The sequence below is a fragment of the Acinetobacter sp. 148 genome (assembly GCF_031196675.1).
GTDB classification, from domain to species: domain Bacteria; phylum Pseudomonadota; class Gammaproteobacteria; order Pseudomonadales; family Moraxellaceae; genus Acinetobacter; species Acinetobacter baumannii.
The window spans coordinates 1-24,269 of record NZ_JAVIMT010000074.1; the positions used below are offsets into that span (position 1 = coordinate 1).

At 39.4% G+C, this 24,269-nt stretch carries 23 protein-coding genes, 2 tRNA genes and 1 pseudogene; 19 read left to right on the forward strand and 7 right to left on the reverse strand.

Going from position 1 to position 24,269, the window contains the following annotated elements; all coding sequences use genetic code 11:
• Positions 1 to 17: 17 nt before the first annotated feature.
• From RFX69_RS13120 to RFX69_RS13135, 4 genes and pseudogenes are all read left to right on the forward strand, one after another.
• Positions 18 to 1,643: pseudogene (locus tag RFX69_RS13120) on the forward strand (outer membrane lipoprotein-sorting protein); the annotation flags it as partial.
• Positions 1,640 to 2,911, forward strand: coding sequence for a DUF1302 family protein (locus RFX69_RS13125; RefSeq protein WP_030423775.1), 1,272 nt, complete (start codon positions 1,640 to 1,642; stop codon positions 2,909 to 2,911). The pseudogene RFX69_RS13120 and the gene RFX69_RS13125, both read left to right, overlap by 4 nt.
• A 53-nt stretch (positions 2,912 to 2,964) precedes the next feature.
• Positions 2,965 to 4,830 carry an alpha/beta fold hydrolase gene (locus tag RFX69_RS13130; RefSeq protein ID WP_289332821.1) on the forward strand — a complete coding sequence of 622 codons (1,866 nt, stop codon included), beginning with the start codon at positions 2,965 to 2,967 and terminating at the stop codon, positions 4,828 to 4,830.
• On the forward strand, positions 4,823 to 5,587 hold the full coding sequence (locus RFX69_RS13135; RefSeq protein WP_289332822.1) for a 4'-phosphopantetheinyl transferase superfamily protein: 765 nt from the start codon (positions 4,823 to 4,825) through the stop codon (positions 5,585 to 5,587). Before RFX69_RS13130 ends, RFX69_RS13135 begins: the two co-directional genes overlap by 8 nt.
• A gap of 94 nt (positions 5,588 to 5,681) precedes the next feature.
• Here RFX69_RS13135 and RFX69_RS13140 read toward each other — a convergent pair.
• A tRNA-Gly gene (locus RFX69_RS13140) sits at positions 5,682 to 5,757 on the reverse strand.
• A gap of 45 nt (positions 5,758 to 5,802) precedes the next feature.
• Positions 5,803 to 5,878, reverse strand: a tRNA-Gly gene (locus RFX69_RS13145).
• 230 nt (positions 5,879 to 6,108) lie between these two features.
• Between RFX69_RS13145 and RFX69_RS13150 the strand changes: the two genes are divergently transcribed.
• The 5 genes from RFX69_RS13150 to RFX69_RS13170 all read left to right on the forward strand — a co-directional run bounded on the left by RFX69_RS13150 (position 6,109) and on the right by RFX69_RS13170 (position 8,943).
• On the forward strand, positions 6,109 to 6,417 hold the full coding sequence (locus RFX69_RS13150; RefSeq protein WP_000051227.1) for a BolA family transcriptional regulator: 309 nt from the start codon (positions 6,109 to 6,111) through the stop codon (positions 6,415 to 6,417).
• An 11-nt stretch (positions 6,418 to 6,428) separates the two neighbouring features.
• Positions 6,429 to 6,821 carry a SirB2 family protein gene (locus RFX69_RS13155; protein ID WP_000338677.1) on the forward strand — a complete coding sequence of 131 codons (393 nt, stop codon included), beginning with the start codon at positions 6,429 to 6,431 and terminating at the stop codon, positions 6,819 to 6,821.
• 76 nt (positions 6,822 to 6,897) lie between these two features.
• Positions 6,898 to 7,740 (forward strand): ParA family protein, encoded by an 843-nt coding sequence (locus RFX69_RS13160; protein WP_000957989.1) that lies wholly within the window; start codon positions 6,898 to 6,900, stop codon positions 7,738 to 7,740.
• 10 nt (positions 7,741 to 7,750) lie between these two features.
• Complete coding sequence (locus RFX69_RS13165) at positions 7,751 to 8,137, forward strand: hypothetical protein (protein WP_000677529.1); 387 nt, start codon at positions 7,751 to 7,753, stop codon at positions 8,135 to 8,137.
• Between the two features lie 215 nt (positions 8,138 to 8,352).
• Positions 8,353 to 8,943 carry a LysE family translocator gene (locus tag RFX69_RS13170; protein ID WP_000573143.1) on the forward strand — a complete coding sequence of 197 codons (591 nt, stop codon included), beginning with the start codon at positions 8,353 to 8,355 and terminating at the stop codon, positions 8,941 to 8,943.
• A gap of 7 nt (positions 8,944 to 8,950) precedes the next feature.
• On the opposite strand, the gene RFX69_RS13175 is transcribed toward RFX69_RS13170, so the two are convergent.
• Complete coding sequence (locus RFX69_RS13175) at positions 8,951 to 9,592, reverse strand: DedA family protein (RefSeq protein WP_000421344.1); 642 nt, start codon at positions 9,590 to 9,592, stop codon at positions 8,951 to 8,953.
• A 193-nt stretch (positions 9,593 to 9,785) separates the two neighbouring features.
• Here RFX69_RS13175 and RFX69_RS13180 point away from each other — a divergent pair, with 193 nt between their 5' ends.
• On the forward strand, positions 9,786 to 10,223 hold the full coding sequence (locus RFX69_RS13180; RefSeq protein WP_000483007.1) for a DoxX family protein: 438 nt from the start codon (positions 9,786 to 9,788) through the stop codon (positions 10,221 to 10,223).
• A 59-nt stretch (positions 10,224 to 10,282) separates the two neighbouring features.
• On the opposite strand, the gene RFX69_RS13185 is transcribed toward RFX69_RS13180, so the two are convergent.
• Positions 10,283 to 11,500 carry a DUF445 domain-containing protein gene (locus tag RFX69_RS13185; protein ID WP_169518027.1) on the reverse strand — a complete coding sequence of 406 codons (1,218 nt, stop codon included), beginning with the start codon at positions 11,498 to 11,500 and terminating at the stop codon, positions 10,283 to 10,285.
• Between the two features lie 387 nt (positions 11,501 to 11,887).
• On the opposite strand from RFX69_RS13185, the gene guaA reads away from it, so the two are divergent.
• From guaA to RFX69_RS13220, 7 genes are all read left to right on the forward strand, one after another.
• Positions 11,888 to 13,456 carry a glutamine-hydrolyzing GMP synthase gene (guaA, locus tag RFX69_RS13190; RefSeq protein WP_000210750.1) on the forward strand — a complete coding sequence of 523 codons (1,569 nt, stop codon included), beginning with the start codon at positions 11,888 to 11,890 and terminating at the stop codon, positions 13,454 to 13,456.
• Positions 13,457 to 13,521: 65 nt separating this feature from the next.
• Complete coding sequence (locus tag RFX69_RS13195; protein WP_289332823.1) at positions 13,522 to 14,310, forward strand: ANT(3'')-II family aminoglycoside nucleotidyltransferase; 789 nt, start codon at positions 13,522 to 13,524, stop codon at positions 14,308 to 14,310.
• Between the two features lie 219 nt (positions 14,311 to 14,529).
• Positions 14,530 to 15,057, forward strand: coding sequence for a PadR family transcriptional regulator (locus RFX69_RS13200; protein ID WP_289332824.1), 528 nt, complete (start codon positions 14,530 to 14,532; stop codon positions 15,055 to 15,057).
• 60 nt (positions 15,058 to 15,117) lie between these two features.
• A complete protein-coding gene (locus RFX69_RS13205) occupies positions 15,118 to 15,423 on the forward strand; it encodes a DUF3861 domain-containing protein (protein ID WP_000809281.1) in 306 nt (101 codons plus the stop codon).
• Positions 15,424 to 15,579: 156 nt separating this feature from the next.
• On the forward strand, positions 15,580 to 16,527 hold the full coding sequence (locus tag RFX69_RS13210) for a pirin family protein (protein ID WP_000069626.1): 948 nt from the start codon (positions 15,580 to 15,582) through the stop codon (positions 16,525 to 16,527).
• Entirely contained in the window at positions 16,524 to 16,931 is a 408-nt protein-coding gene (locus tag RFX69_RS13215) for an OsmC family protein (protein ID WP_000127662.1), read from the forward strand. The genes RFX69_RS13210 and RFX69_RS13215 overlap by 4 nt, the downstream gene beginning before the upstream one ends.
• 112 nt (positions 16,932 to 17,043) lie before the next feature.
• Positions 17,044 to 17,712 (forward strand): glutathione S-transferase, encoded by a 669-nt coding sequence (locus RFX69_RS13220; RefSeq protein WP_289332825.1) that lies wholly within the window; start codon positions 17,044 to 17,046, stop codon positions 17,710 to 17,712.
• Between the two features lie 43 nt (positions 17,713 to 17,755).
• Here RFX69_RS13220 and RFX69_RS13225 read toward each other — a convergent pair whose 3' ends face one another.
• Positions 17,756 to 18,382 carry an SPOR domain-containing protein gene (locus RFX69_RS13225; protein ID WP_000467261.1) on the reverse strand — a complete coding sequence of 209 codons (627 nt, stop codon included), beginning with the start codon at positions 18,380 to 18,382 and terminating at the stop codon, positions 17,756 to 17,758.
• A 153-nt stretch (positions 18,383 to 18,535) separates the two neighbouring features.
• Positions 18,536 to 20,326 (reverse strand): arginine--tRNA ligase, encoded by a 1,791-nt coding sequence (gene argS / locus RFX69_RS13230; RefSeq protein ID WP_001090284.1) that lies wholly within the window; start codon positions 20,324 to 20,326, stop codon positions 18,536 to 18,538.
• Positions 20,327 to 20,821: 495 nt separating this feature from the next.
• On the opposite strand from argS, the gene RFX69_RS13235 reads away from it, so the two are divergent.
• Positions 20,822 to 22,519, forward strand: a complete 1,698-nt coding sequence (locus tag RFX69_RS13235; protein ID WP_000623101.1) for an NAD-dependent malic enzyme — start codon at positions 20,822 to 20,824, stop codon at positions 22,517 to 22,519.
• Between the two features lie 45 nt (positions 22,520 to 22,564).
• Here the strand turns inward: RFX69_RS13235 and RFX69_RS13240 are convergent, their stop codons facing one another.
• Positions 22,565 to 23,485, reverse strand: a complete 921-nt coding sequence (locus tag RFX69_RS13240) for a Dyp-type peroxidase (protein WP_000126803.1) — start codon at positions 23,483 to 23,485, stop codon at positions 22,565 to 22,567.
• Positions 23,486 to 23,642: 157 nt separating this feature from the next.
• Between RFX69_RS13240 and RFX69_RS13245 the strand changes: the two genes are divergently transcribed.
• A complete protein-coding gene (locus RFX69_RS13245; protein ID WP_000058352.1) occupies positions 23,643 to 24,269 on the forward strand; it encodes a LysE family transporter in 627 nt (208 codons plus the stop codon).

Genomic DNA, 24,269 nt, shown 5'->3' on the forward strand with positions numbered 1-24,269 from the left:
ATAAAGTAGTTTGACTATATATCAAACGAATGAATCAGGCAATGAATGCTGATCAGCCACAAGCATTTCAGGTTCCTGCAACCAAAGATGTAGTTGCTCAGTATCTGCTGCTGTATTCAATGTCTGGTGAGCCGACTGATTTTGATTCATACATTGATACCACCCAGCGCTATGCCAAGATCACGATTCTTCTGAAAACTGGTAGTAATCATCGCATTAAAGAAATCCTTGAGTCGCTAAAAACGTATATGGCGGGTCAATTGGGTGATAAGGCTGTAGTAAGTTTTGGTGGTGATGTAACGCAGACCATTGCTTTGACTGAAACGATGGTTCACGGCAAGCTCATGAACATTCTACAAATTTCATTTGCCGTATTCTTTATTTCAGCATTGGTTTTCCGTTCGATTTCAGCTGGACTGATTGTTCTGACTCCACTTCTGTTCTCAATTCTTGCCATCTTTGGCGTGATGGGCTGGCTCGACATTCCACTCAATATTCCAAACTCACTCATCTCGGCCATGGCTGTAGGTATTGGTGCGGATTATGCCATCTACTTCCTCTACCGCTTGCGTGAAATCTTGCGCGAAGAAGGCGGTGATATCAAAGACGCTATTCGTAAAACTTTAAGTACTGCTGGTAAGGCATCTCTTTTTGTCGCGACTGCGGTTGCTGGTGGGTATGGCGTATTGTCCTTATCACAAGGCTTTCACGTCCATCAATGGCTCGCGATGTTTATTGTGATTGCGATGCTTTTCAGTGTATTTGCAACCTTAATTATGGTACCTACAATGATTCTAATATTAAAACCTCGTTTTATCTTTTCTTCAAAGAAGAAGAGCATACCTGTTGCACAAACTGTGGTGACAAGCCTTTTGTTGGGTACAGTGCTCACAATGTCGATGCCTAAAACATCTCATGCAGATGAAGTTCAAGATATTGTTAATCGTAGTGATGATGCCTCTAAGTTCTTGTCTTCAACGGCTAGTGCCAAATTTATTTTGACCTCTAAAAATGGCGAGCAACGTGTACGTTTAACTAAAAATATGACCAAGCTTGCTGGAAATACGCAGAACAACATGCGTTTGACTGAGTTTATCTCGCCAGCAGATGTCCAAGGAACCACGACGCTGTTAATTGAAAATGCAAAAGGCAGCGATAGCATGTTCGTCTATTTACCTGCATTGAAAAAAGTACGCCGTCTTGCCTCAGCGAATAAAGGTGATGCTTTTATTGGTACGGACTTTAGTTATGGTGATGTTCTTGGCTATAAGCTCAGTGATTGGAAGTATACGAAACTGGCAGATGGCAAATTTAATGGCAAAGATTGCTACATGATTGAAGCAACGCCAATCAATAATACGGTGAAGAGTGACTTTGGTTATAGCAAACGTCGTATGTGCATACTCAAAGACAACTTTGTTACAGCAACCATCGACATTTGGGATACAGCAGGCAAACCATTAAAACATATTGAATTTACCGATATCCGTCCTTACGGCAAAGTGAAACCAAGATGGCAAGCCATGAAATCTATGGCGAAGAATCTGCAAACTCAACATATGACGCAAGTGATCGTCAATGATTTTGCGGCAGAAAAAACCTTGTCCGATAAGCTTTTCTCACCGCAGAGTCTTGAGAAATGACGCAAGGTGCCTATTGGGTATTTGTATGCTGCAGTAGCTTTATGCTACTGCAGCATACTTATGCAGATGACAGCGAAATGAGTTTTGTGAGCCAAAACTCAGCGAGACTCGATGTGTGGTCATCAGATCGTGATTTAAGTTCGTTAAAAAACATTGGGCAAGCAAGTTTCTGGTCCAATGGTACGCTCAAGTTTAACCCTGCATTTAAGCTGCATTACGACATAGTGGTTTCAGACGAAACGGACCACACTGTAAACCCAGATCAGGTGAGTAAGGTAAATCGTAACTTACGTGAGTTGTATGCGTCATATAATTGGGACCAGACCATCTATGTCGATGTTGGTCGTCAGATTGTAGTTTGGGGGAGAGCTGATGGGATTAACCCAACGGATAACCTATCGCCTCGTGACTATACGCGTCTAGTACCAGATGAGACAGATCAACGTCTGGGAAATGATGCACTCAAATTGACGTATATTCCTGAATCTGGAACCAATAAATGGACGGCATTGTGGTATCCGCGTAGTCGTTCAGATGTGATTCCATTGCGTCAGATTGCTGGTGTTCAGTATGACATAGACCGTAAGAGCCGTCCTGCATTTGCAATGCGTTGGGATTATTCCGTAGATGGTCTAGATGTAGGGGCATCCTATTTTTCAGGATTGGATCACATGCCTGATTTATCACTACAGTCGTTATCTCCAACAGGGGCAACATTACAACTGAAAAATAATCCTATATCTGTCTATGGGTTTGATTTCAGTTATAACCATAACGATCTCGTATGGCGCGGTGAAGCTGCATATACAAAGACTGACTCGAATGGTAGCGAAGATCTTATCCATAAGAAAAATAATTTAACTGTGGTTATGGGGCCGGAATGGTCATTAAAAAATTCTACGCTGAGTTTAGTAGGCGTGTACAAGCATACAGAGGACTTCAAATCTGCCGATAACCTAACAAATCCATTAGTGAGAGAAGTCTACCGTTATCAGCAAACGATTAGTGATCAATATGAGCAAGATCAGTATGGAGCTATGCTGCGTTATGCGCTTAACCTATTGAATGACAATTTAAAGTTAGAATTTACAGGATTCTATTTTGCACCAGAGCCTAATGAATTGTTGAGAGTACGTATTAACTACAACCTCAATGATCACTGGCAGTTGAATGCAGGCGGAGATCGCTTCTGGGGCAGAAATGATACGGTACTAGGACAATTTAGAGATAACAGTCTGGTGTATGCCCAGGTTCGATATAACTTTTAAGATAACTCGCTTCAAAACAATGCTGGAGTGCCCAGCACCTAATAAGGTGATTTATGGATAATTTAAATAACGCAAAAAAAGATAATTTTTCACGGAAGACCATATTAGTAACAGGTGCAGCAGGTTTTATTGGCAGCAGATTGATCGTTGAACTTTTGCGTGAAGGTCATCAGGTGATTGCTGCGCTGCGTAATGCCGCAACCAAGAAAGATAAGCTGTTAGGTTTCATTACAACCCAAGGGCTGGCTGATCCATCTATATCTTTTGTTGAATATGATTTAAGTCGCGATTTTAAGCTGGACTCTCTATTATCGGACGCCCAGACAAAAATCCATGTAATTTATCATCTCGCAGCATCATTTAATTGGGGCATTAGCAAAGCTGAAGCTGAGCGTACCAATATTAAGTCAGGGCTGGCGTTGATTGAATGGGCTGCAACATTGAAGCAGCTTGAGCGATTTATCTGGATTGGCGGGTATCGTGTGGCTGCGCCGCCGCAAGAATCGGCTGATGAGTTGTATTGCAAACATGGTGGTTATGAGGCTTCAAAAATTCTAGGGCATCAAGCTTTCATTGAGGCCTGTAAGCGTTTAAATGTGCCATGGACTGCAATAAATCCGGCGACAGTCATTGATGGTTTTTATAATTATGGCGATATGCAATATATCGGTATTGCTGACATGATTGATAAGCTCTATCAGGGACGTTTACTGGCATTACCTGGTGGTCGTGACACATTCCTACCTCTATGCAATATGCAGTATATTGTGAGCTTTCTGATCCGAACGATATCTTATCCTGAGACCATTGCTCAGGAGTATATGCTGCTTGATCCTGCGACACCCAAATTTCATCGCCTAGTTCACCTAGCTGCTGAGCATTTGGGAGTTAGCTCACCACATTTACAAATACCTAAAGTTTTGCTCGAGAAATTACCAGAGGTATTACTTGACGGTTCTAAAGAGCAACTTTCTTTCATTTCTACCGAGCACTACCATGTTGCTGGGGCAGAGGCGATGGCGGCGAAGATGGGCATCGCAGACCTGATCAGTATCATGCCTTATTTTTCTCGCTGGATTGATCGCTTGGTGTTTACACGTTTTGGTCGTATGCAAGTACCAACACCTAATTCTTTTAGCTATCAGAATCGATATTGGACAGAAATCTATACTAAGCAGCCAGTTGGTTCAGAAAAAGCTTCTGCATTATTTTTACACGGTATTCCATTTGATAGTGCATGTTGGTCTCCAATCATCAATAAAATTACTTATGATCAGGTCGCTATGATGGACTTACCGGGACTTGGGCGTTCAGGTAGTTATGAAATGATGGAAGATAATAACCATCAATTTATTGATACTGCGGCAGAGCTTTTGGCACCAAATAGTGTGGTGATTGCCCACTCATTAGGATGTCTTTTTGCATTAAATCTTGCAAAGAAATATCCAGATAAAGTTGCACGCCTTATCCTTATATCGCCTTATTTTGTTCAGGCACAGGCTGCAAAAATGTTTCAGATACAAGCGATATCTAAACTCATTTTCCGTTTTGTGCCGAAAGATGTGATTGCTAAAGATTTACATCCAGAGGGGCAACAAAATCTGTCAGTGAGATATGCGATGGATTCACTACGCCGCATGTCAGTGTCTAAGCATATTAGTGAGTACATGCACCACATTAATTTGCCGCAGCAGCGCGCAGCACAGACAGCTTTGCTTTCTGAGCTTCGATCTAAAATCGAGATTATTGTGGGAGAGAAAGATCCAATTGTTACTCCAATCAGTCCTGAGATTCCTGTACATATCATCGCTGGCGCAGGTCATAATCCACACGTTACCCATGTAGAAGCGGTTTATGATTACCTTACACCGGTTCTGACAAAGTACATCAGCACTACAGCACAGCTTAGTGATGTCTGATGTAGCGAACGTACAGGTTTATGTTTGCCCAATTTCACGGGTACCAAACAACCATCTCATATTGAGTCATTATCTCAGCTTTCTCAATGCGACAGAAAAGCTGAGATATGATCAATATCATTCTCATGCTGCACGACTTTTCTTAATTTCTCGTGTGTTAATGAAGTCTGTTTTATCAGATAAGTTGGGTATCTTGCCTCATGAGGTCATCATTCAATTACAACCTAACGGCAAACCTTTTGTACGAGGCAATAAGGCTATTTATTTTAATCTTAGTCACTCTGCGGACCTTATTGTCTTTGCTGTGACAGAAAAAGGAGAAATAGGAGTCGATGTCGAAAGAATGAACCATGAGTTCGAATGGAGGCGTGTCGATAGCGTGTTAGCGCCAAGTGAAATTGAATGGATTCAGCAAAATGAATGGACTAATCCAACTAGTGTATATCAACGTTTTTTTCAAATATGGACCTTAAAAGAATCCTATATTAAATGTACTGGTGAAGGAATGAGCCGTCATTTAAAGAAGCTCAACTTTCATGTATCACCTGAACATATACAATTTTGCGATTTAACCAAGAATGATGTTCAAAGAACCGAGCAGTATCATTTTAAAAGTTATATCTATAATTATAGTTTTATCTTCTCCCTATGTTTACAGCAGAGTCATTGCCTAGAAAGCTTTAATATAGATTGTTTTCAATTATTACCTTATATATCTACACATCGAATAACTCTAGAACCTTGCGAACATAACTAACTTAAATCAAGGCAATGAGTGATTTTGAAATTCTAAATATATAAACAGATCAAAAGAAAAAGGCACTTACCTTCCGATAAGTGCCTTTTGAATTTGGAGCGGGAAACGAGACTCGAACTCGCGACCCCAACCTTGGCAAGGTTATGCTCTACCAACTGAGCTATTCCCGCATGTATGAGCAGTTTTTACTAAAACTTTCTCAAAAAAAACCAATCTGGAGCGGGAAACGAGACTCGAACTCGCGACCCCAACCTTGGCAAGGTTATGCTCTACCAACTGAGCTATTCCCGCGTGCCGCTTATAATACATTAAGCAAAACAAGGGTCAACAACTTTATGCAAATAATTATGCTGATTGCATAAAATAAAAACAGAAATGAGCATTTAGAGTTATTTTTATTGATAAGTTGCCGAATAAATAGACATTTTGTTTGAAGTTAAAGCGTACAAGAGCAACTTTTGTTTGTGTGTAGACAGGGTATACTAGGTCTAAATATACGAATAATCGTAAAAGGAAAAGCTATGAGCCTTGAACAACAGTTGATTGAACGGTTACAGACCCTTGCACCTAGCCATTTAGAAGTCATTAATGAGTCTGCCGGCCACGGTGGTTATTTTCCTGGTAAAGAATCCCACTTTAAAGTGATTGTGGTGAGTGAAGAATTTAACGGCTTGCGTTTGGTTCAGCGTCATCAAAAAGTTTATGCCTTGGCTTCTGATTTAATGAATCCAGGACAAATTCATGCTTTAGCAATCCACGCTTATTTACCAAGTGAGTGGCAAGGTCAAGCGCCAGCAAGTCCAGAATGTGCACATGCACCTAAAAACTAAGGGCTTAGTTTATGGATGCACATTTACTCACTAAAATTATCCATATGACTGCGGTAGCAGCCGCACTTATGGTTTTTGTATTACGCGCTTCTACACTATTTATTGGTGTACAAGGTGAACAACCTAACCCAGCAGGGCGTAAAGTTTTAGTTGCTTTACAGCATTTGTCATTTACCGTGGTTTTCATTACCGGAGCAATTTTACTGGTGATGAAGAACTTTCAGGTACAGCCATGGTTCTACGCTAAAATTATCTTATTTTTAGTGCTTTTATCATCTTTAATGAAAGCCTTTAAAAAGGATGACACTATTTTACTAGCTCAGCGCCGTGCGGGTTTAGTCATTAGTGCAATCGCATTTGTTGCCATTATTATTTTGGTGATAGTGAAACCTGTTTTTGCTTAATTGTTCTACATTCTTTGCCTTTTTGCGTAAGCTCTAGGTTAAACTGCATACAGTAAAAAAATATGTAGAGGGAAACATGCTAACTCGTGTGGTGTTTAACCAAAAAGGCGGTGTAGGGAAATCAAGTATTACTGTAAATTTGGCTGCCATTAGCGCCAAACATGGCTTAAGGACCTTGGTTATCGATCTTGATCCTCAAGCCAACTCAAGCCAATACCTTTTAGGCGAAGAAGCAACATACGCTGCTGATAAAGCAGTTTTAGAACCAAATATTGAAAACTTCTTTGAAGATGTGTTGGGAAATAATCAACAAAAAGGTTTAATTGGGAACGCACTGGGCTCAATTCTAAAAGCTCCACGCAACAAAGATCTCGACAGTTTTGTACACTCTACATCCTTTGCAAAATTAGATGTGCTTCCCGCTAGCCCTACGCTTGGTGCTCTTGAACATGCACTTGAAAGCAAACATAAAATTTATAAATTGCGTGACTCTATTCAAAGCTTGGTTGGGCGCTATGACCGCATTTATATTGATACACCTCCAGCCTTTAACTTTTTCACATTGTCTGCATTAATTGCAGCAGATAAGGTTCTGATTCCTTTCGACTGTGATGTCTTTTCAAAGCGTGCTTTACAAACATTGATTGAAAATGTTCTCGAAACGCAAGATGATCATAATGATCGCTTGGAAATTGAAGGAATTGTGGTGAATCAGTTCCAGTCCCAAGCAAAACTACCTCGGGAAGTGGTTCAACAGTTGAAAGATGAAGGGTTACCAGTGCTCAATAGCATGTTACCGCCTTCGATTTTGATGAAAGAATCACATCAGAAAAATTTACCTTTGGCTCACTTAGCGCCAGAACACAAATTGACTCAGGCTTATGAGGCATTGTTCAGCGAAATTGAACCAAAACGATAAGAGAAAAATGATGAAAGGCTTATATATTGTGCCTTTGGCAGCGGCCACTTTACTATTGGGCGCTTGTGCTACAACGGTAAAACCGACTTATGTGTCTCCGACGCAGTATCAATCTTTGAGTTGCCAGCAGCTACAAAGTGAATATAACCGTATTCAACAATATATCGACAATGGTGTACAGACACCAAAAAGTACAGGTATGGGTGTTGGACTCGGGCTTGGCGGTGGCTGGGGACGAGGCGGTTGGGGATTCGGCCCATCCATCTCTGTCAATATGGGACAATCTTCTTCAACCAAAAACACCGAACTTTCACGTGTATTAGGTCAACAAGAAGCCATTGTTCAGGCTGCTCAGTTTAAGAATTGTCCAATTATTGTTCGGAAAAAGACGAATTAATCATCAGTTTTGCATCACAATATGCTAACTAATTGCATATTGTGATGAATAAAGTTTAGCAAAATGTTTCATAATAAAATTATTATAAATCAATAATTTTTTAAAAATAAGCCTTAGAATAACTTGTATTCTTTCTAATCGGAATACGCTCTAAACTTGCTATATTTTGCCCATTTCGTTTAATGTTGCCGCATCTTTACTAATGTGGAAATTATATGATTGAGAGCTGGTTTTTTGTATTAGCAATGTTGGCTGTTTTACTTATTCCGGGCCCGACAAACGCATTACTTGCAACCGCCGCTCACTCACAAGGTTTATCTAAAACATTCTGGCTTATTCCAATGGAATGGTTGGGCTACGCTTATGGCATTAGTTTTTGGGCGGTGTTCATTCATTTGGCAGATCCGGTTTGGCCTGCACTACTGCTTATTTTGCACATCACTAGCGTATTATATGTATTCTGGATGGCATTCCGCTTATGGAAAACCACGCATTTACAACAATTTAGCCAAAATCATCGTAATATTCGCCCACGTCAATTATTCTTCTCAACTTTAAAAAATCCTAAGTCTTTACTTTTTGCCGCAGGTATTTTCCCCGCTGAAACATGGAATTCGCCTGAAAATTTTCTCATGGTTCTGGCTGCTTTTACTTTGATTCTTATTCCAGCAGCAAGTTTCTGGATGTTTTTCGGACGTGCTTTATTGACGGGATCAATGAAAAAAATAAAGGCCGATCACCTATATAAAGGATCGGCCATGTTACTTATTTTATGTATGCTTCCGGTAGTATTCCGTTTTTTCTAATTGCTCTTTAAACGTTAGCTTTGCGGTTTTTTAGCTTTTGACGTATGAAGCCGATCACACCCGGTAAAATACTAATAATAATGATGCCAAAAATAAGGTGGGTAAAGTTATCTTTTACAAGTGGATGTCCACCGAAGAGATAGCCTAAAGTGACAAAAGAAGCTACCCAACAGAATGCGCCAATTACGTTATAAGTTAAGAAAAACTTATAATTCATGCTGCCAGCGCCAGCAACGAAAGGTGCAAAGGTACGAGCAAATGGAATGAAACGTGCAAAAATAATAGTCTTGCCACCATGACGGGCGAAGAATTCTTGAGTCTTAATTAAATGTTGCTTATTAATAAAGCGTGAATTCATCTCAAATACACGTGGACCGATAAAACGTCCAATATGATAGTTCACTGTATCGCCTAAAACCGCGGCAATGAAGAGTAGAATGCCCAGTAACCAAGGGTCCATTGTGCCTGTAGAAGCCGCTAAAGCACCTGCTGCGAACAGTAAGCTGTCACCCGGTAAGAACGGCATAACCACTAAACCGGTTTCGACAAAAATAATTAAAAATAAAATGCCATAAATCCACGTCCCGTAATTTGTGATAAATTCGGCGAGATGTTGATCAACGTGTAGAATAAAATCAAGAAGTTCCATGAGATGATTAAGTGGTAAACCGTGCTCAAATCCTAGCAGCGAGCCTATAGAAAGTCAGTATAAAACATCAAAAATATACAAATTGATCATCCTATTTGTGCAACGATATATATGGATTTTGAGTATTTAATTATCAATGTCCCAAACCTAGAATGAGTTCATCAACAAATAAGCATTAAATAAAGGTGGCAATATGTTTAATCCAAATGTGGTGGTCAAAAATATCGTGACGCAACCAGGCGCAGACAGTTTTATTAGCCTTGTTGCTCGTCTTCTTATCGCTTATATCTTTCTTGCTGCTGGTTGGGGGAAAATTACCGGTTATGCAGCAACTGCAGGATATATGGAAGCAATGGGTGTTCCAGGTGGACTTCTACCATTAGTCATTCTGGTTGAGTTCGGTGGTGGTTTAGCGTTGTTATTTGGTTTCCAAGCACGTTTCGCAGCTTTTGGTCTTGGGATCTTTAGTATCTTAACTGCGTTCTTATTTCACCAAGGTGGGGCTGATGCAGCAGCACAATATAACAATGGCATCCACTTTATGAAAAATCTTGCAATGGCAGGTGGTTTATTCTTCTTGATGCTTCACGGTGCTGGACGTATTAGCCTCGACCATGCAATTGAAAAATAATATCTAAAGCAAAATAAAAACCGGATGATTCATTCATCCGGTTTTTTTATATTTAAAAATTAAAGCATAAACTGGATTTGTAGCTCACCAACAACAAAACCAAGTACTGCGCCTACTGCAATGAGTGCCCACTCATCTTCTTTAAAGGCTGGACGTAGCATACCTTCAAATTCCGAAGGCGTTAATTTCTGCATACGCTCAATCAGGGTATTGCGAATATTCATGGCATCTTCTGCATAAGACTCAACATATTTCATAGTCTCTGGAAGTTGCTGCATGATACGTTCCGCAACCTGAGTTTTCATATTCTGGTATTTTTCTCCACCAATTGCATAAACAACGAGGGGGCGGATTACACCTGCTTGCATATCAATTTCCTGTTTGACATGACGGTTAACCAGCTCAATAACACGTGCAGAGTGAGTACCTGAAAACAACTCTTCCATCATATGGCGTGAAGTCAAAAGTTGTTTGGAAATTAAAGCTGCATAGTCAGCTGCCACTTCATTTTGACGTTTAATAAATAGACCTTGCCATGTATAGCCCAATATTTTTTTCGGATAGAGGGGTCTAAACATCATTTGTAGGGCAATCCAGTCACTAAAAAAACCTACAAATCCGCCAAACAGAGGTAGCATCCAAGGATATTTTCCTTGTGTGACAATCCAGCAGAGCATCTGGATCACACCAATACCAAAACCAAATACAAAACCAACGTTACTGAAAAACTTAAACTCTTGTTTGCCTACACGTTTAAAAATATTGTTCAGTAGGCGTTTGTCTTTAAGTAAATTACTAATGACTAAATGTTTAATATCAAAATATCGATTTACGTCACGTTGCACTTCACTCATGATGTGCTCGACAATTTCCGGGGCTTTTGATTGCACTCTGCGGATCAGTCTTTGGCGGGCAAACTCAGGCATGCCTTCCCATAAGCCTGGTTGATATTCTTGAGCAACCTCACGGGTAATATCTTCTGCTGCTGCCATTAATGGTTTTTCAATCTCTTTAGCAATACGCTTTGGGTCAAGGCGAGCAAAAATTTCTTCGGGCTTAATGAGCTTAGCCGTCATAAGCTCTACAGCAGTCGTTGCCATTTTTTCGGCTTTACGAGGCACAATACCTTGCCAGCCAAAAAACGGTTTAATACCTTTAAATTCAAGTGGTGAAAACATCATTTGAATGGCAATCACTTTAGTGACATAGCCAATTAAACCACTCATGAAAGGAATAGAGACATACAACCAAAAATGTTGCTGGAAATCTGCAATCATAGTTTGAAGCATTGTTGTTCCTTAGATTTCTATTGATTTTGATATGGGGCAACAAGCCATAAAAAACGGATAACTGTTTAAGGTCAGACAAATATCGCTTAATGGTATTTACCTTTCCATGGTAATGCCTGTTTTATCGGGTCATCTTAACATCAAATTCATTATGATGTTGCATAGAATGTGATGAATTTATCAATATGCATGAAGCTCTAAAGTAACTTTTAGGGTATTGATAAATATAAATAAATAATATTTTATATCGATTATTCTAACTATTAAAATGATTCTAATATGAAAAAAATAAGATATATGATGATTTGCGGTGCGTCGAAGCGTGAAAAATGTTAAAATGGCGCGCTTAATTCTTTTGCCATTTAGTGGTTTGTCATGACTACCAATACTCAAATTACTGAAGATCGTATCCTGATCCTGGATTTCGGCTCTCAATATAGTCAGCTCATTGCACGTCGTGTACGTGAAGCTGGTGTTTACTCTGAAATGTATGCCTTTGATATGTCTGAAGAAGACATTCGTGCTTTTAAGCCAAACGGTATCATTTTATCAGGTGGACCTGAGAGTGTGCATGAAGAGGGCAGCCCTCGCGCACCGCAAGTGGTGTTTGAATTAGGCGTTCCAGTATTGGGTATTTGCTATGGTTTACAAACCATGTCTGAACAGTTAGGCGGTAAAGTTGAGCCGGGTACTGTACATGAGTTTGGTTATGCCGAAGTTGATATCGTTAAACGTGACCAACTTATTGGCAACTTACAAGACCGCGAAAACCAACTACACGTTTGGATGAGCCACGGCGACAAAGTGAGCCAGATTCCAGAAGGTTTTACGATTACTGCAAGCACACCAAGCTGTCCAGTTGCTGCTGTAAGTGATGAAACACGCCGTTTTTACGGTGTTCAGTTCCACCCAGAAGTAACACACACGGCAAAAGGTGAAGAGCTACTTTCTAATTTCGTTCACAAAATTTGTGGATGTGGTGGCCTTTGGACACCTGAACACATCATCGATTTGCGTGTAGAGCAGTTACGTGAGCAAATTGGTAATGAGAAAGTACTTTTAGGTCTTTCTGGTGGTGTTGACTCATCTGTTGTTGCTGCGCTTTTACACAAAGCGATTGGTGACCAATTAACATGTGTATTTGTTGATAATGGTTTACTTCGTTTAAACGAAGGTGACCAAGTGATGCAAATGTTTGCTGAAAACATGGGTATTCGTGTTATTCGTGCAGATGCAGAAGCGCGTTTTTTAAATGCTCTAGCTGGCGTTACCGATCCTGAAGCGAAGCGTAAAATTATTGGTCGTGAGTTTATTGAAGTATTTGCTGAAGAAGCACGTAAACTTGATGGCGTGAAATTCTTGGCGCAAGGTACAATTTACCCAGACGTAATTGAATCTGCTGCAAGCAAACAAGGTAAAGCACACGTTATTAAATCTCACCACAATGTGGGTGGTTTACCAGATGATTTAGCATTTGAATTGGTTGAACCTTTACGTGACTTGTTTAAAGATGAAGTACGTAAATTAGGTACTACACTTGGTTTACCGCACAGCATGATCTACCGTCATCCATTCCCGGGCCCAGGTTTAGGCGTTCGTATTTTGGGTGAAGTGAAAAAAGAATATGCAGATATTCTTCGTCTTGCTGATGATATCTTTATGCAAGAGCTTCGTGACAGCGGTTGGTATGATAAAACAGCTCAAGCATTTGCTGTCTTCCAACCTGTTAAATCAGTGGGTGTAGTCGGTGATGGCCGCCGTTATGCATGGGTGATTGCGCTTCGTGCAGTTGAAACAGTTGACTTTATGACAGCTCGTTTTGCACATTTACCATACGAATTGGTTGATAAAATCTCAACACGCATTATGAACGAAATTAAAGATGTATCACGTGTGGTATACGACGTGTCATCTAAACCACCAGCAACGATTGAGTGGGAATAATCAAATGAAAAGGCAGGATTAAATCCTGCCTTTTTTATATCTGTTTCTTCCGAAGGAGGTGAGAGATGTCTGATTTCATTCAGTTAGAATATCTACAAGAAAAATTACAGCAACTTTTAGCGGAATCATTATTTGCAATCTATCTTTATGGTTCAGCTGTTGATGGTGGCTTAGGGCCAGAAAGTGACCTTGATGTCCTGGTCGTGGTTACTCAACCATTAACATCTGCTTTACGCGAGCAGCTTACACAAGAATTACTAAAAATTTCACAGCCTGTTGGGGAATTACAAAGACCATTAGAAGTTACTATTTTATTAAAACATGAGATTCAGGCTGGAAATTATCCTTTAAGTTATGAAATGCAGTTTGGTGAATGGCTACGTGAAGAACTTAAAGAAGGTGGAACATTAAGTTCGCAGAAAGACCCAGATATTAGTATATTGCTTAGAAAAGCGAGATTTCATCATATAGTTTTATTTGGTCCAGCTTTGGACCAATGGGCACCTGAAATTTCTGATCAAGAACTATGGCAAGCAATGTCTGATACTTATCCCGAAATTGTAGCTCATTGGGATGAGGATGCAGATGAAAGAAACCAGATTTTAGCTTTATGCCGGATCTATTTTAGTTTAGTCATGAAGGATATTGCTTCAAAAGACAATGCAGCTCGATGGGTTATGCCTCAGCTTCCTCCTGAGCAGAAATTCGTATTGCAGCGGCTTATACAGGAATATAGAGGGGAAATAGGCAAACAAAATTGGCAAGAGGAACATTATGCTTTGCAGCCTATTGTTAATTTTCTGAGTTCAAAAATTGAAGAGCAGTTTGAGCAGAAAAGAAATTTGATCACATAATAATTTTTTAGATTCTGGCTTTTTTACCGACTTTACTAAACATACGGCTATATAAGAGTGCTTAAGCACTCTTTTTTATTACTTAGCATTTAAAGAAAATAATATTAATTTTAATAATTATCAAAGCAATAGGTTGGCTTTTATTACTTTTTCTTGATAAAAGATATATTAAGATATATCTTAATGGTTATAAATTAGTATATCAGGGAACCTCCAAAGATGAGACAACAATTAGAACATCATCATGCTGAACATAATGACCATCATCACGCCCATCACCGTTCGGGGCGTCGTGGGAGACTTTTTGAAGCTGGACGTATGAAACTTTTAGTCCTTCATCTTATTCAGCAAAGTCCTAAGCATGGTTATGAAATTATTAAAGAAATAAGTGATTTGGTAGGCGATGGCTATACACCAAGTGCAGGAACAATCTATCCGACTTTAACCAGCCTGGAAGAAATGAACCTCATTAACTTGCTAGATGTAGAGCGTAAACAATATCAAATTACGGAATTTGGGGAAGCTTATTTAAATGAACACCAAGACAAGCTAAGTGGGTTGTTAGAGAAATTGCGTTTGAGACGTGAAATTCACAGTAATGATCAATTAATCGAAATTCACCGTGCCATGGAAAACTTAAAGACGGCTTTACGTTTGAAATTGAATACCACTGAGTTGAAGCAAGAGCAGATCTATCAAATTGCTGAAAAAATTGATCAGGCTGCTGTTGCGATTGGGCGCCTATAGGTGGGTCTTAAACAGGTTGAAATTATCTAAAAACTATCAACTTTAATAGAGGGTTTATGTATGAAACAGCATCAATATCACGTTACGGTACAACATTTAAAAGATGCCAAAGGGGAAGTTTCTACCTATACGGAAAGGCTCGAGTTCTATACTGGTAATCATGACGATATTTTTGAGATTGTTGAAAAGTTAAAGAAAGCAGAATTTTTTGATGATCAAACCACAAAGTCTTTTGCAGTCGGTCTAAAGTTATTTAGTGAAGTCATGTTAGAGAATCGAGACCATCCATTGTTTCAAGAATTCTTGCCACAGTTTGGACAATTTATGAAAAATTTAAAACAACAAGTTAAGACTCAATCACCTTAAGTTGGCCATATACCTTTAAATTTTCGATTGTTAAAAATTGATTGTCTCATTCATAGCACCCTGTGTATTACTAAAAGACTATATTGAATAATGAGTGTATTGTTAAGATCAGTATAACGACTCATTGCAAAAGCATAGGTAAAAGTGAGTAATATCATGAGCAATAATAACGATTACGATATTTCGGATTCAAAGGATTGCGAAAAATTTGCCAATCAATTTATTCAGGAATTTCCAATTCGCTCTGCCGAAATTGGACAGGGGACGGTGATTAAGCGGGCTTTACCTAGTCGACAAAAAAGAATGATTGGGGCATGGTGCTTTTTAGATCATGCAGGACCAGTAACATTTCCTGCCGGCAATGGTTTAGATGTAGGACCTCATCCACATATTGGTTTGCAAACCTTCACTTGGATGATTGAAGGGACCATGATGCATACCGATAGTTTAGGGTCAAAGCAATTAATTCGCCCTAAACAGGTAAATTTGATGACAGCAGGACATGGTATTTCTCATACCGAGGTTGCACCTGATACTGAAACTCAAATGCATGCGGCACAGCTCTGGATCGCATTACCGGACCATAAGCGCAACATGGATCCGAAATTTGAACATTATCCCGATCTTCCTGTTGTTGAAAAAGACGGTCTGGAATTTACTGTACTGGTGGGTGAATATTTAGAGACGACTTCTCCAGTTGTGGTTCATACACCGTTAGTAGGGGTTGATCTCATTGCTACCCAAGATACTAAAACACGTATTCCACTAAATCCTGAATTTGAATATGGTTTTATGGCATTAGATGGCGTAGCTCATGTGAATGGCCATGAACTTACTGCTGACAATATGGTTGTATTAGATACAGGTTTGAACGAAATTGAGATTGAAGTAAAGAAAGGGAACCGTGTGCTATTAATCGGTGGTGAACCTTTTGAAACTCCGATCTTATTATGGTGGAATTTCGTTGCGCGTACGATGGACGATTTAAAAGAAGCACGTGAGCAATGGGTTAATCATGACGTGCGTTTTGGTGAAATTCCAGATTATGTGGGTGCCCGCTTAGAAGCACCAGTTCTTCCAGATCAAATGAGAGCATCAAAATGACAGCAGTAATTGCGAGCAGTAAAGCAAAGCCTCTTGCAGAACAATGGAAAGGTGAAATTACCAGCGGCCGTCATCAATACTTTTGTGATGAGCCTGAAAAGCTAGAAGGGCATGACCAAGGGCCTGCACCTTATGATTTGCTTACCGGAAGTCTAGCAGCATGTACACTTATTACTTTAAGAATGTATGCAAAACATAAGGGTTATGATTTTGGTGAGTACTCGGTTGAAATTGATTTTCATACCAACCGAGAGCATGAAGAACATATCGAGCGTCGTATTGTTTTTAAAGAACTTCCAAACGAAGAACTTCAGCAAAAAATCTTAACGATATGCAGTAAAACTCCAGTCACTAAAACTTTGTTACGTAGTTTAGACATTCATACTGTGCTTGTTACAGCATAAAAATGCTATTTTGTTGCGGTGGATGATTTATATCCATCCCACAAATGGAATAAAACAGCATGTTCACATGCTGTTTTTTATGTAAAAAAGAAAAATAAAAGTAGGCAATACCATGATTAGTGTACACCACCTGGAATGTTCGCGATCGTTTCGGATTTTATGGGCTTTAGAAGAGTTAGGCTTGGATTATGATATTCATTTTTATCAGCGTCTTCCGAACTATTCAGCACCAGAAACATTGAAATGTATTCATCCGCTTGGCAAGGCACCTATTTTGACAGATGATGAGCAAGTTATCGCGGAATCGGCTGTTATTTTAGAGTATTTGCAGCAGCGATATGATCAAAAGCAGCAGTTTAAACCTAAGCAAGCTCAGGATTTACAGCAGTATATTTACTGGATGCACTATGCCGAAGGCTCACTTATGCCGTTATTAGTGATGACTTTGGTCATGAACAAGGTCAATAAACATGTACCTTGGCTAATTCAGCCTGTGGCAAAGAAAATTACAGAAGGGGTTAAAGCAAATTTTGTTCGTCCACGTATGAAAGACCATATTAGTTTTTTAGAAAATTATTTGGCTGAGCATGAATATTTTGCGGGGGATTTTTCATTTGCAGATATTCAAATGAGTTTTCCACTAGAGGCTTTACAGTCACGTCTTCAAGGTAAATATCCGCATATTCAAGCATTCTTACATCGGATTCAACAAAGACCAGCTTTTCAAAAAGCGAGACAGAAAGGTTTAGGGTCAAACGAAAGAAATTGTGCTGATATATAAAAGAAAAGGAACAAATACTTGTTCCTTTTTTATTACTTAATCTTTATTTGCGTTTAATCACAATAGAGTCAATACCGCTATGCTGCAATGTTTGTTGAGCAGCGAGAGCAGCTTCTTGAGTGTCATATGGACCAGAAATAACACGATACCAAGTTTTTCCATTCTCAGAGCTTTTAATTACATCAGCCGATAAGCCATTTAAAATGATTTCTGCACGTCGAGCATCTGCTTGATCGGGGTCAGTATAGCTTCGAACTTGTAAAATATAATTTGGTTGTTGAGGTATAGCAGCTGTTGAGTCAGTCGTGTCGTCAGTGCTTACACTTGCAGGTTCAGAAGCGGCAGGTTGAGCTGTACTAGGTGCTTCTACAATCATAGCAGTACCCTGATTTTTACTTTCTGGAATTGCCTGTTCCGGAATAGGAGTGACCTGCTGTTGAGGCAATAGATCATAAAAGCGGTAATCTTTATTGGTTTCTTCTTCTTTATAGTGCTCAGAAGTAATCTGGTTTTTTGAGGAAACAGGTTGCCACGGTTTCCAAAGCATGAGCATTACTGCGATACATAAGACCGCTAAAATAGCGACAAGTGTCCCTAACCATTTAGGAATTAAAGGCTTTTTAGGCTTGTTAGGTCTTTCAGATACACCGCGTTGCGTTTTGCCAAACACGTGGATTATTCCTCTGTATTTTGATTGTTTTATTTCGAGTTTAGTTCTCGTTTACTTTAAAACATCGCTTCGCATAGATAGATTTCCTTGCAAAGCGTTATTTCTTACAACATGAAGGGGTATATGGCTTTGACCAAACACCCCAACACTAACTTACATGGCTTCAGGTGCAGAAACACCGAGTAATTCTAAGCCATTGCGCAATACTTGCTGTACATTGATTGAAAGTAATAAGCGTGCTTGTGTAAGTTCAGCATCATCACTTAAAACTTTGTGTTCATTGTACCAACCGTGGAATAGCGCAGCTAATTCTTTTAAGTAGTTACCTACTTGGTGTGGTTCATATGCATTAGCAGCACGTAACACAACGTCTGGATATGCAGCCAGTTTAGCAAGAATTTCAGTTTCTGCATCAAGTGATAAACGTGCAGCATGTGAACGAGCAGCACTTACTTCAAATTGTAAGCCAGTGCTTGCTGCTTTTTCTAGCATACGGCAAATACGTGCATGAGCGTATTGAATATAATACACCGCATTGTCTTTACTTTGTGAAACAGCAAGGTCAAGGTCAAAGTCAATGTGTTGTTCACTTTTACGCATCACGTAGTAGAAACGAGCTGCATCATTGCCGACTTCTTTACGCAAGTCACGTAAAGTCACGAACTGACCTGAACGAGATGACATTTGAACCATCTCACCACCACGCCATAAGCTTACGAACTGAACTAAAAGAACAGTTAATTTTTTCGAGTCATAACCCATTGCATCAATCGCAGCTTTTACGCGAGAGATATAACCGTGGTGGTCAGAACCCCAAATATCAACAAGGTCAGTATAACCACGTTGTAGTTTATTTAAGTGATATGCAATGTCAGATGCAAAGTAAGTCGTTTGACCATTACGGCGCTTCACAACACGGTCTTTTTCATCACCAAATTCAGTCGATTTAAACCAGATGTTGCCATCTTTTTCATATAAGAAGCCGCGTTGATCAAGTGTTTCTAACGCTTCGTCAATTTTTGCGCTAAGAGATGCTTCACTAAACCATTGGTTAAAGGTTACGCCGAAGTCAGCAAGATCATCTTTAATATCATCTAAAATGGCATGAAGTGCTGCTTGATGGAATACGCGGTAGCCTTCACCTAATAATTGTTGTGAATTGGCAATTAGGCCATCAATATGCTTTTCTTTGTCGCCAGATAATACGACTTTGTTGCCTTCGCTATCTAGCTCTTCAGCATATTGCACGTCTTCTGGTACATCTTTATAAACATTCGCAACTTCACGAACGTAAGCATCGCCATCTTTATCAATGATGCCTTGTGCGATTTCTTTAACGTAATCGCCTTGATACGCATTTTTAGGGAATACAAGGTTTTGTCCAAGTAATTCCAAATAACGTAAATAAGTAGAAGTCGCCAAAATATCCATTTGACGGCCAGCATCATTTACATAATATTCGCGATCAACTTTAGCACCTGTTGCTTCAAGCAAGTTTGCAACAGTCATACCATAAGCAGCCCCGCGGCCATGACCTACGTGTAGGCTAGACGTCGGGTTTGCAGAAACGAATTCAACTTGAATCTTTTTAGCTGCATTTGATTGGCTACGACCAAAGCTTTCTTTTTGAGCCTGAATCTGGTCAAGAATTGCAAAACGTTGATCTGCATTTAAAAAGAAATTGATAAAACCAGGGCCTGCAATTTCAGCTTTGCTGATGTCTGCAACTTCTGGTAGCGCTGCTAGAATTTTCTCAGCTAAATCGCGTGGTTTCATACCAGCAGCTTTAGAGCCGATCATGGCAATATTAGAAGCAAAGTCGCCATGGCTTCGGTCTTTGGTGCGCGTTAAATTGCTTGAATTATTCCAATCCGAAGGAAGCACACCTTCTTGCTGAAGGGTTTGCACTGCATGGTCGAGAGCTGCTTGTATTGCCGTATTCATATCAATCGAAAATAGATGTCGCAGAAAAACGTCAAATATAGCAAATTTCCTATGAGTTAGGGGAGTGCATTTAACGCTTTCACCTAATTTCTTTCATGAAGTTTCCGAGAACTATTTTTTTCATAAATATTAAAAAATAAAATTAGAAAAATTCTAAAAATACGTAAATACAGGCTTTTTAGGTAATATTTTTGAAATTATAAGATAGTAAAACACTTGGTATTTTTTATGGAAATGTAGTATAGGGCAAAAATATAAGATTTTAAGTCATATATGGAGTTAAGAAAGAATAGTTTTAAAAAGATGAAAAATGTAAATAATTAATTTTTAATATTAATTTTGTTATATGTTTTTTCTAAATAGTATTCAATTTCAATATCACAGTTTAAAATACCTATTTTGTATTAAATAGTCTTAAGCTTACGCATACAACGAGCTTTAGAGAGTGCTGAAACTGTACTTTTCTGAGTTCTAAGCTGGAAAATGAGATAGGCAATGATATCAGGTCACCCAAGTAAACATCCCCTTTATATCCCTTATGCAGGCTATACACTTTTAGAGTTACCCCTTTTAAACAAAGGGTCCGCTTTCACTCAAGAAGAAAGAAGTAACTTTAACTTACACGGGTTGCTTCCACATATTATTGAAACTATCGAAGAGCAAAGCCAACGCTCTTATCAGCAATATTGTGCTTTCAATGATGATATTAATAAGCACATCTATTTACGTAATATCCAAGATACCAACGAAACTCTGTTCTACCACTTAATTGAAAATCATCTTGAAGAGATGATGCCAATTATTTACACGCCAACTGTGGGTGAGGCATGTCAACGTTTCTCTGATATCTATCGCCGTCATCGTGGTGTTTTCATTTCATATCCAGATCGTGATGTGATTGATGATATTTTGCAAAACGTTAATAAAAATAATGTCAAAGTCATCGTGATTACAGATGGTGAACGTATTTTAGGTCTTGGTGACCAAGGTATTGGTGGCATGGGTATTCCAATTGGGAAACTTTCGCTGTATACCGCATGTGGTGGTATTAGCCCTGCTTACACATTGCCAATCACAATCGATGTAGGGACGAATAACCCTCAATTATTAAATGACCCGATCTACATGGGATGGCGTCAACCACGTATTAGTGGTGATGAGTATTATGACTTTGTAGATATGGTGATTGAAGCTGTAAAGCGTCGTTGGCCAAAAGCGCTCATCCAGTTTGAAGATTTCGCACAAAAAAATGCGATGCCACTTTTAGAAAAATATCGCGATAAAATTTGTTGTTTCAATGATGATATTCAAGGAACAGCAGCGGTTTCTGTTGGTAGTTTAATTGCTGCAAGCCGTGCAGCAGGTAAACAATTAAAAGACCAAACAATTGCTTTCTTAGGTGCAGGTTCAGCTGGTTGTGGTATTGCAGAGCAAATCGTTGCACAAATGGTTTCAGAAGGACTAACCGATGCTGAAGCACGTGCTCGTGTTTACATGGTGGATCGTTTTGGTTTGATCACTGAAAATCAGCCAAATCTATTAGACTTCCAACGTAAGTTAGCTCAAAAAGCTGAAGTAGTAGACCAATGGGGCAATATTGAAGAAGTGATTTCACTGCTTGATGTTGTTAAAAATGCCAAGCCTACAGTATTAATCGGTGTTTCTGGTCAGCCGGGCCTATTCACCGAAGAAATTATTAAAACAATGGCTGCCAATTGTGAACGACCAATTGTGATGCCGTTATCTAACCCGACTTCGCGTGTAGAAGCAGTACCGGCGGATATTGTGGAATGGACTGAAGGTAAAGCATTAATTGCAACGGGTAGCCCATTTGCACCTGTAAATCATCACGGCAAGCTTTATAATATTTCGCAGTGCAACAACTCATACATCTTCCCTGGTATTGGTTTAGGTGTGGTAGCATCAGGTGCTAAACGCGTTACAGAAAACATGCTTATGGCTTCAAGTAGTGCTTTAGCAGACTGTTCACCGTTGCTGAAAGATCCACAAGCTGATTTATTGCCACCTTTAGGTGAAATTCAACAAGTGTCTAAAGTGATTGCATTTGAAGTGGCAAAAGCTGCAATGGCAGATGGTGTGGCTGTAACCATTAGTGATGATTTGCTTAAGCAGAAGATTGATCAATCGTTCTGGAAACCAGAATACCGTAAATATAAACGTATTCCTTTCTAAGAATGAGAATGTGAAAAGAGGAGCTTAAGCTCCTCTTTTTTTCTTTTAAGCCTCTAAAATTTCTTCTAATAATTCTTCACTTGGTGCAAAGTAATATGCCCCGTCAAGTGGTGTCACGAAGTGCAGTAAGCGGTCATGAATGCCATCCCCACTTGTACCAAACATGCGCTTTAACATCGCATCAATAATGCTCAGGTCTTTAGTGTAAGCAATGAAGAATAAACCTTGATCACCTCGACCGTCACCATAAGGTAAGCTGTGACGTAGGATTTCCATTTCTTCGCCTTCCTCATCTTCAACGACAGTACGAGCGACATGGGCATTTTCCGGTTTAACATCATCATCTAATTCAATAGATTCAAGCTTGGTACGGCCCATGACATTTTCTTGTGCATCGACTTTAAGTTTTTTCCATTTTTCCAAGTCGTGTGCATAGCGCTGCGCAAATATGAAACTACCATCTGCAAATACTCCAGCACTTTCTGGGAGGAGAGCGGTTTCTGCGCGGTCGTCTGGAAATTGAGGGTTTTCAGTACCATCTATAAAGCCAGTAATATCGCGACCATCGAAGTAACGGAAGCATACACGCTCATCCAGAACTTCAACTTTATCTTTAATCCCTTCAAAAAATGCTTGGCTTAAAGCAAAACAGATATCAGAACGCATACTGGCAATGTGAATAAGCACATCAGCTGGTACGACTGGCATATTGAATGCGCCATTTTCTGGTTCAAGTTGTTTAAAACCAGCAGGAGATTGGTTGTAAAGCTGCTTCCAAAGTTCTGGACCAAAAGCGACTGCTGTTTTAATTTGTGCGTCTGAATGTTGAGTAATGAGACGGTCACGTGTTTCGAATAAAGCTTCGAGTTGTTCTTTTAATTCAGCAATTGTTAAATCTTTTAAACGAAGAACAATAAAACGGGCATGATCAGATGGTAATGGCAAAATGACAGATTGAGCAGTCATTAGAAGATCTCTCCTCAATTATAATTTAGTATGAGCTTCAATTATTGTGCCTGATGCGAAGAGCCGTTAGTAGTCTATTTATTGATTTTATTGTTTGAATTATCGCCACGATAGTTTTATAAAACGGTATAATTCCACTTTTATTATCTATTTCGCTATGTCTTTGCAAGTTTGGTTTGCTTATATGTTGGCCTGTTGGGTCATTAGTATTTCTCCGGGAGCAGGGGCTATTGCTTCTATGTCGAGCGGCTTAAATTATGGCTTTAGACATGGCTACTGGAATGCGATCGGTTTGCAAATCGCCTTGTTAATTCAAATCATGATTGTAGCTGCGGGTGTAGGTGTTCTATTCGCAACGACCCCGTTGGCTTTTCAAGCCGTTAAGTGGTTTGGGGTAGCCTATTTATTGTATTTAGCTTATTTGCAGTGGACAGCACCTGTAAAAGACATAGAAATTCAACACGAAAAAAAGGATAAATCTGTTTCTGCTCTGCTGTTCAATGGATTTGTAGTCAATATCAGTAACCCTAAAGCCATCGTATTTTTATTGGCAGTTTTGCCTCAGTTCTTAGATTTAAGCAAACCCCAATGGATACAATACCTGATTATGGCAGCCACTATGGTTACGATTGATTTGATTGTAATGGCTGGTTATACAGGGCTAGCTTCAAAAGTTTTAAGATTGCTGCGTTCTCCTAAGCAACAAAAATATTTGAACCGTGGTTTTGCTGTCATGTTTAGTTGTGCAGCATTATTGCTAAGTACGGTCCATCAAGCAGCCTGA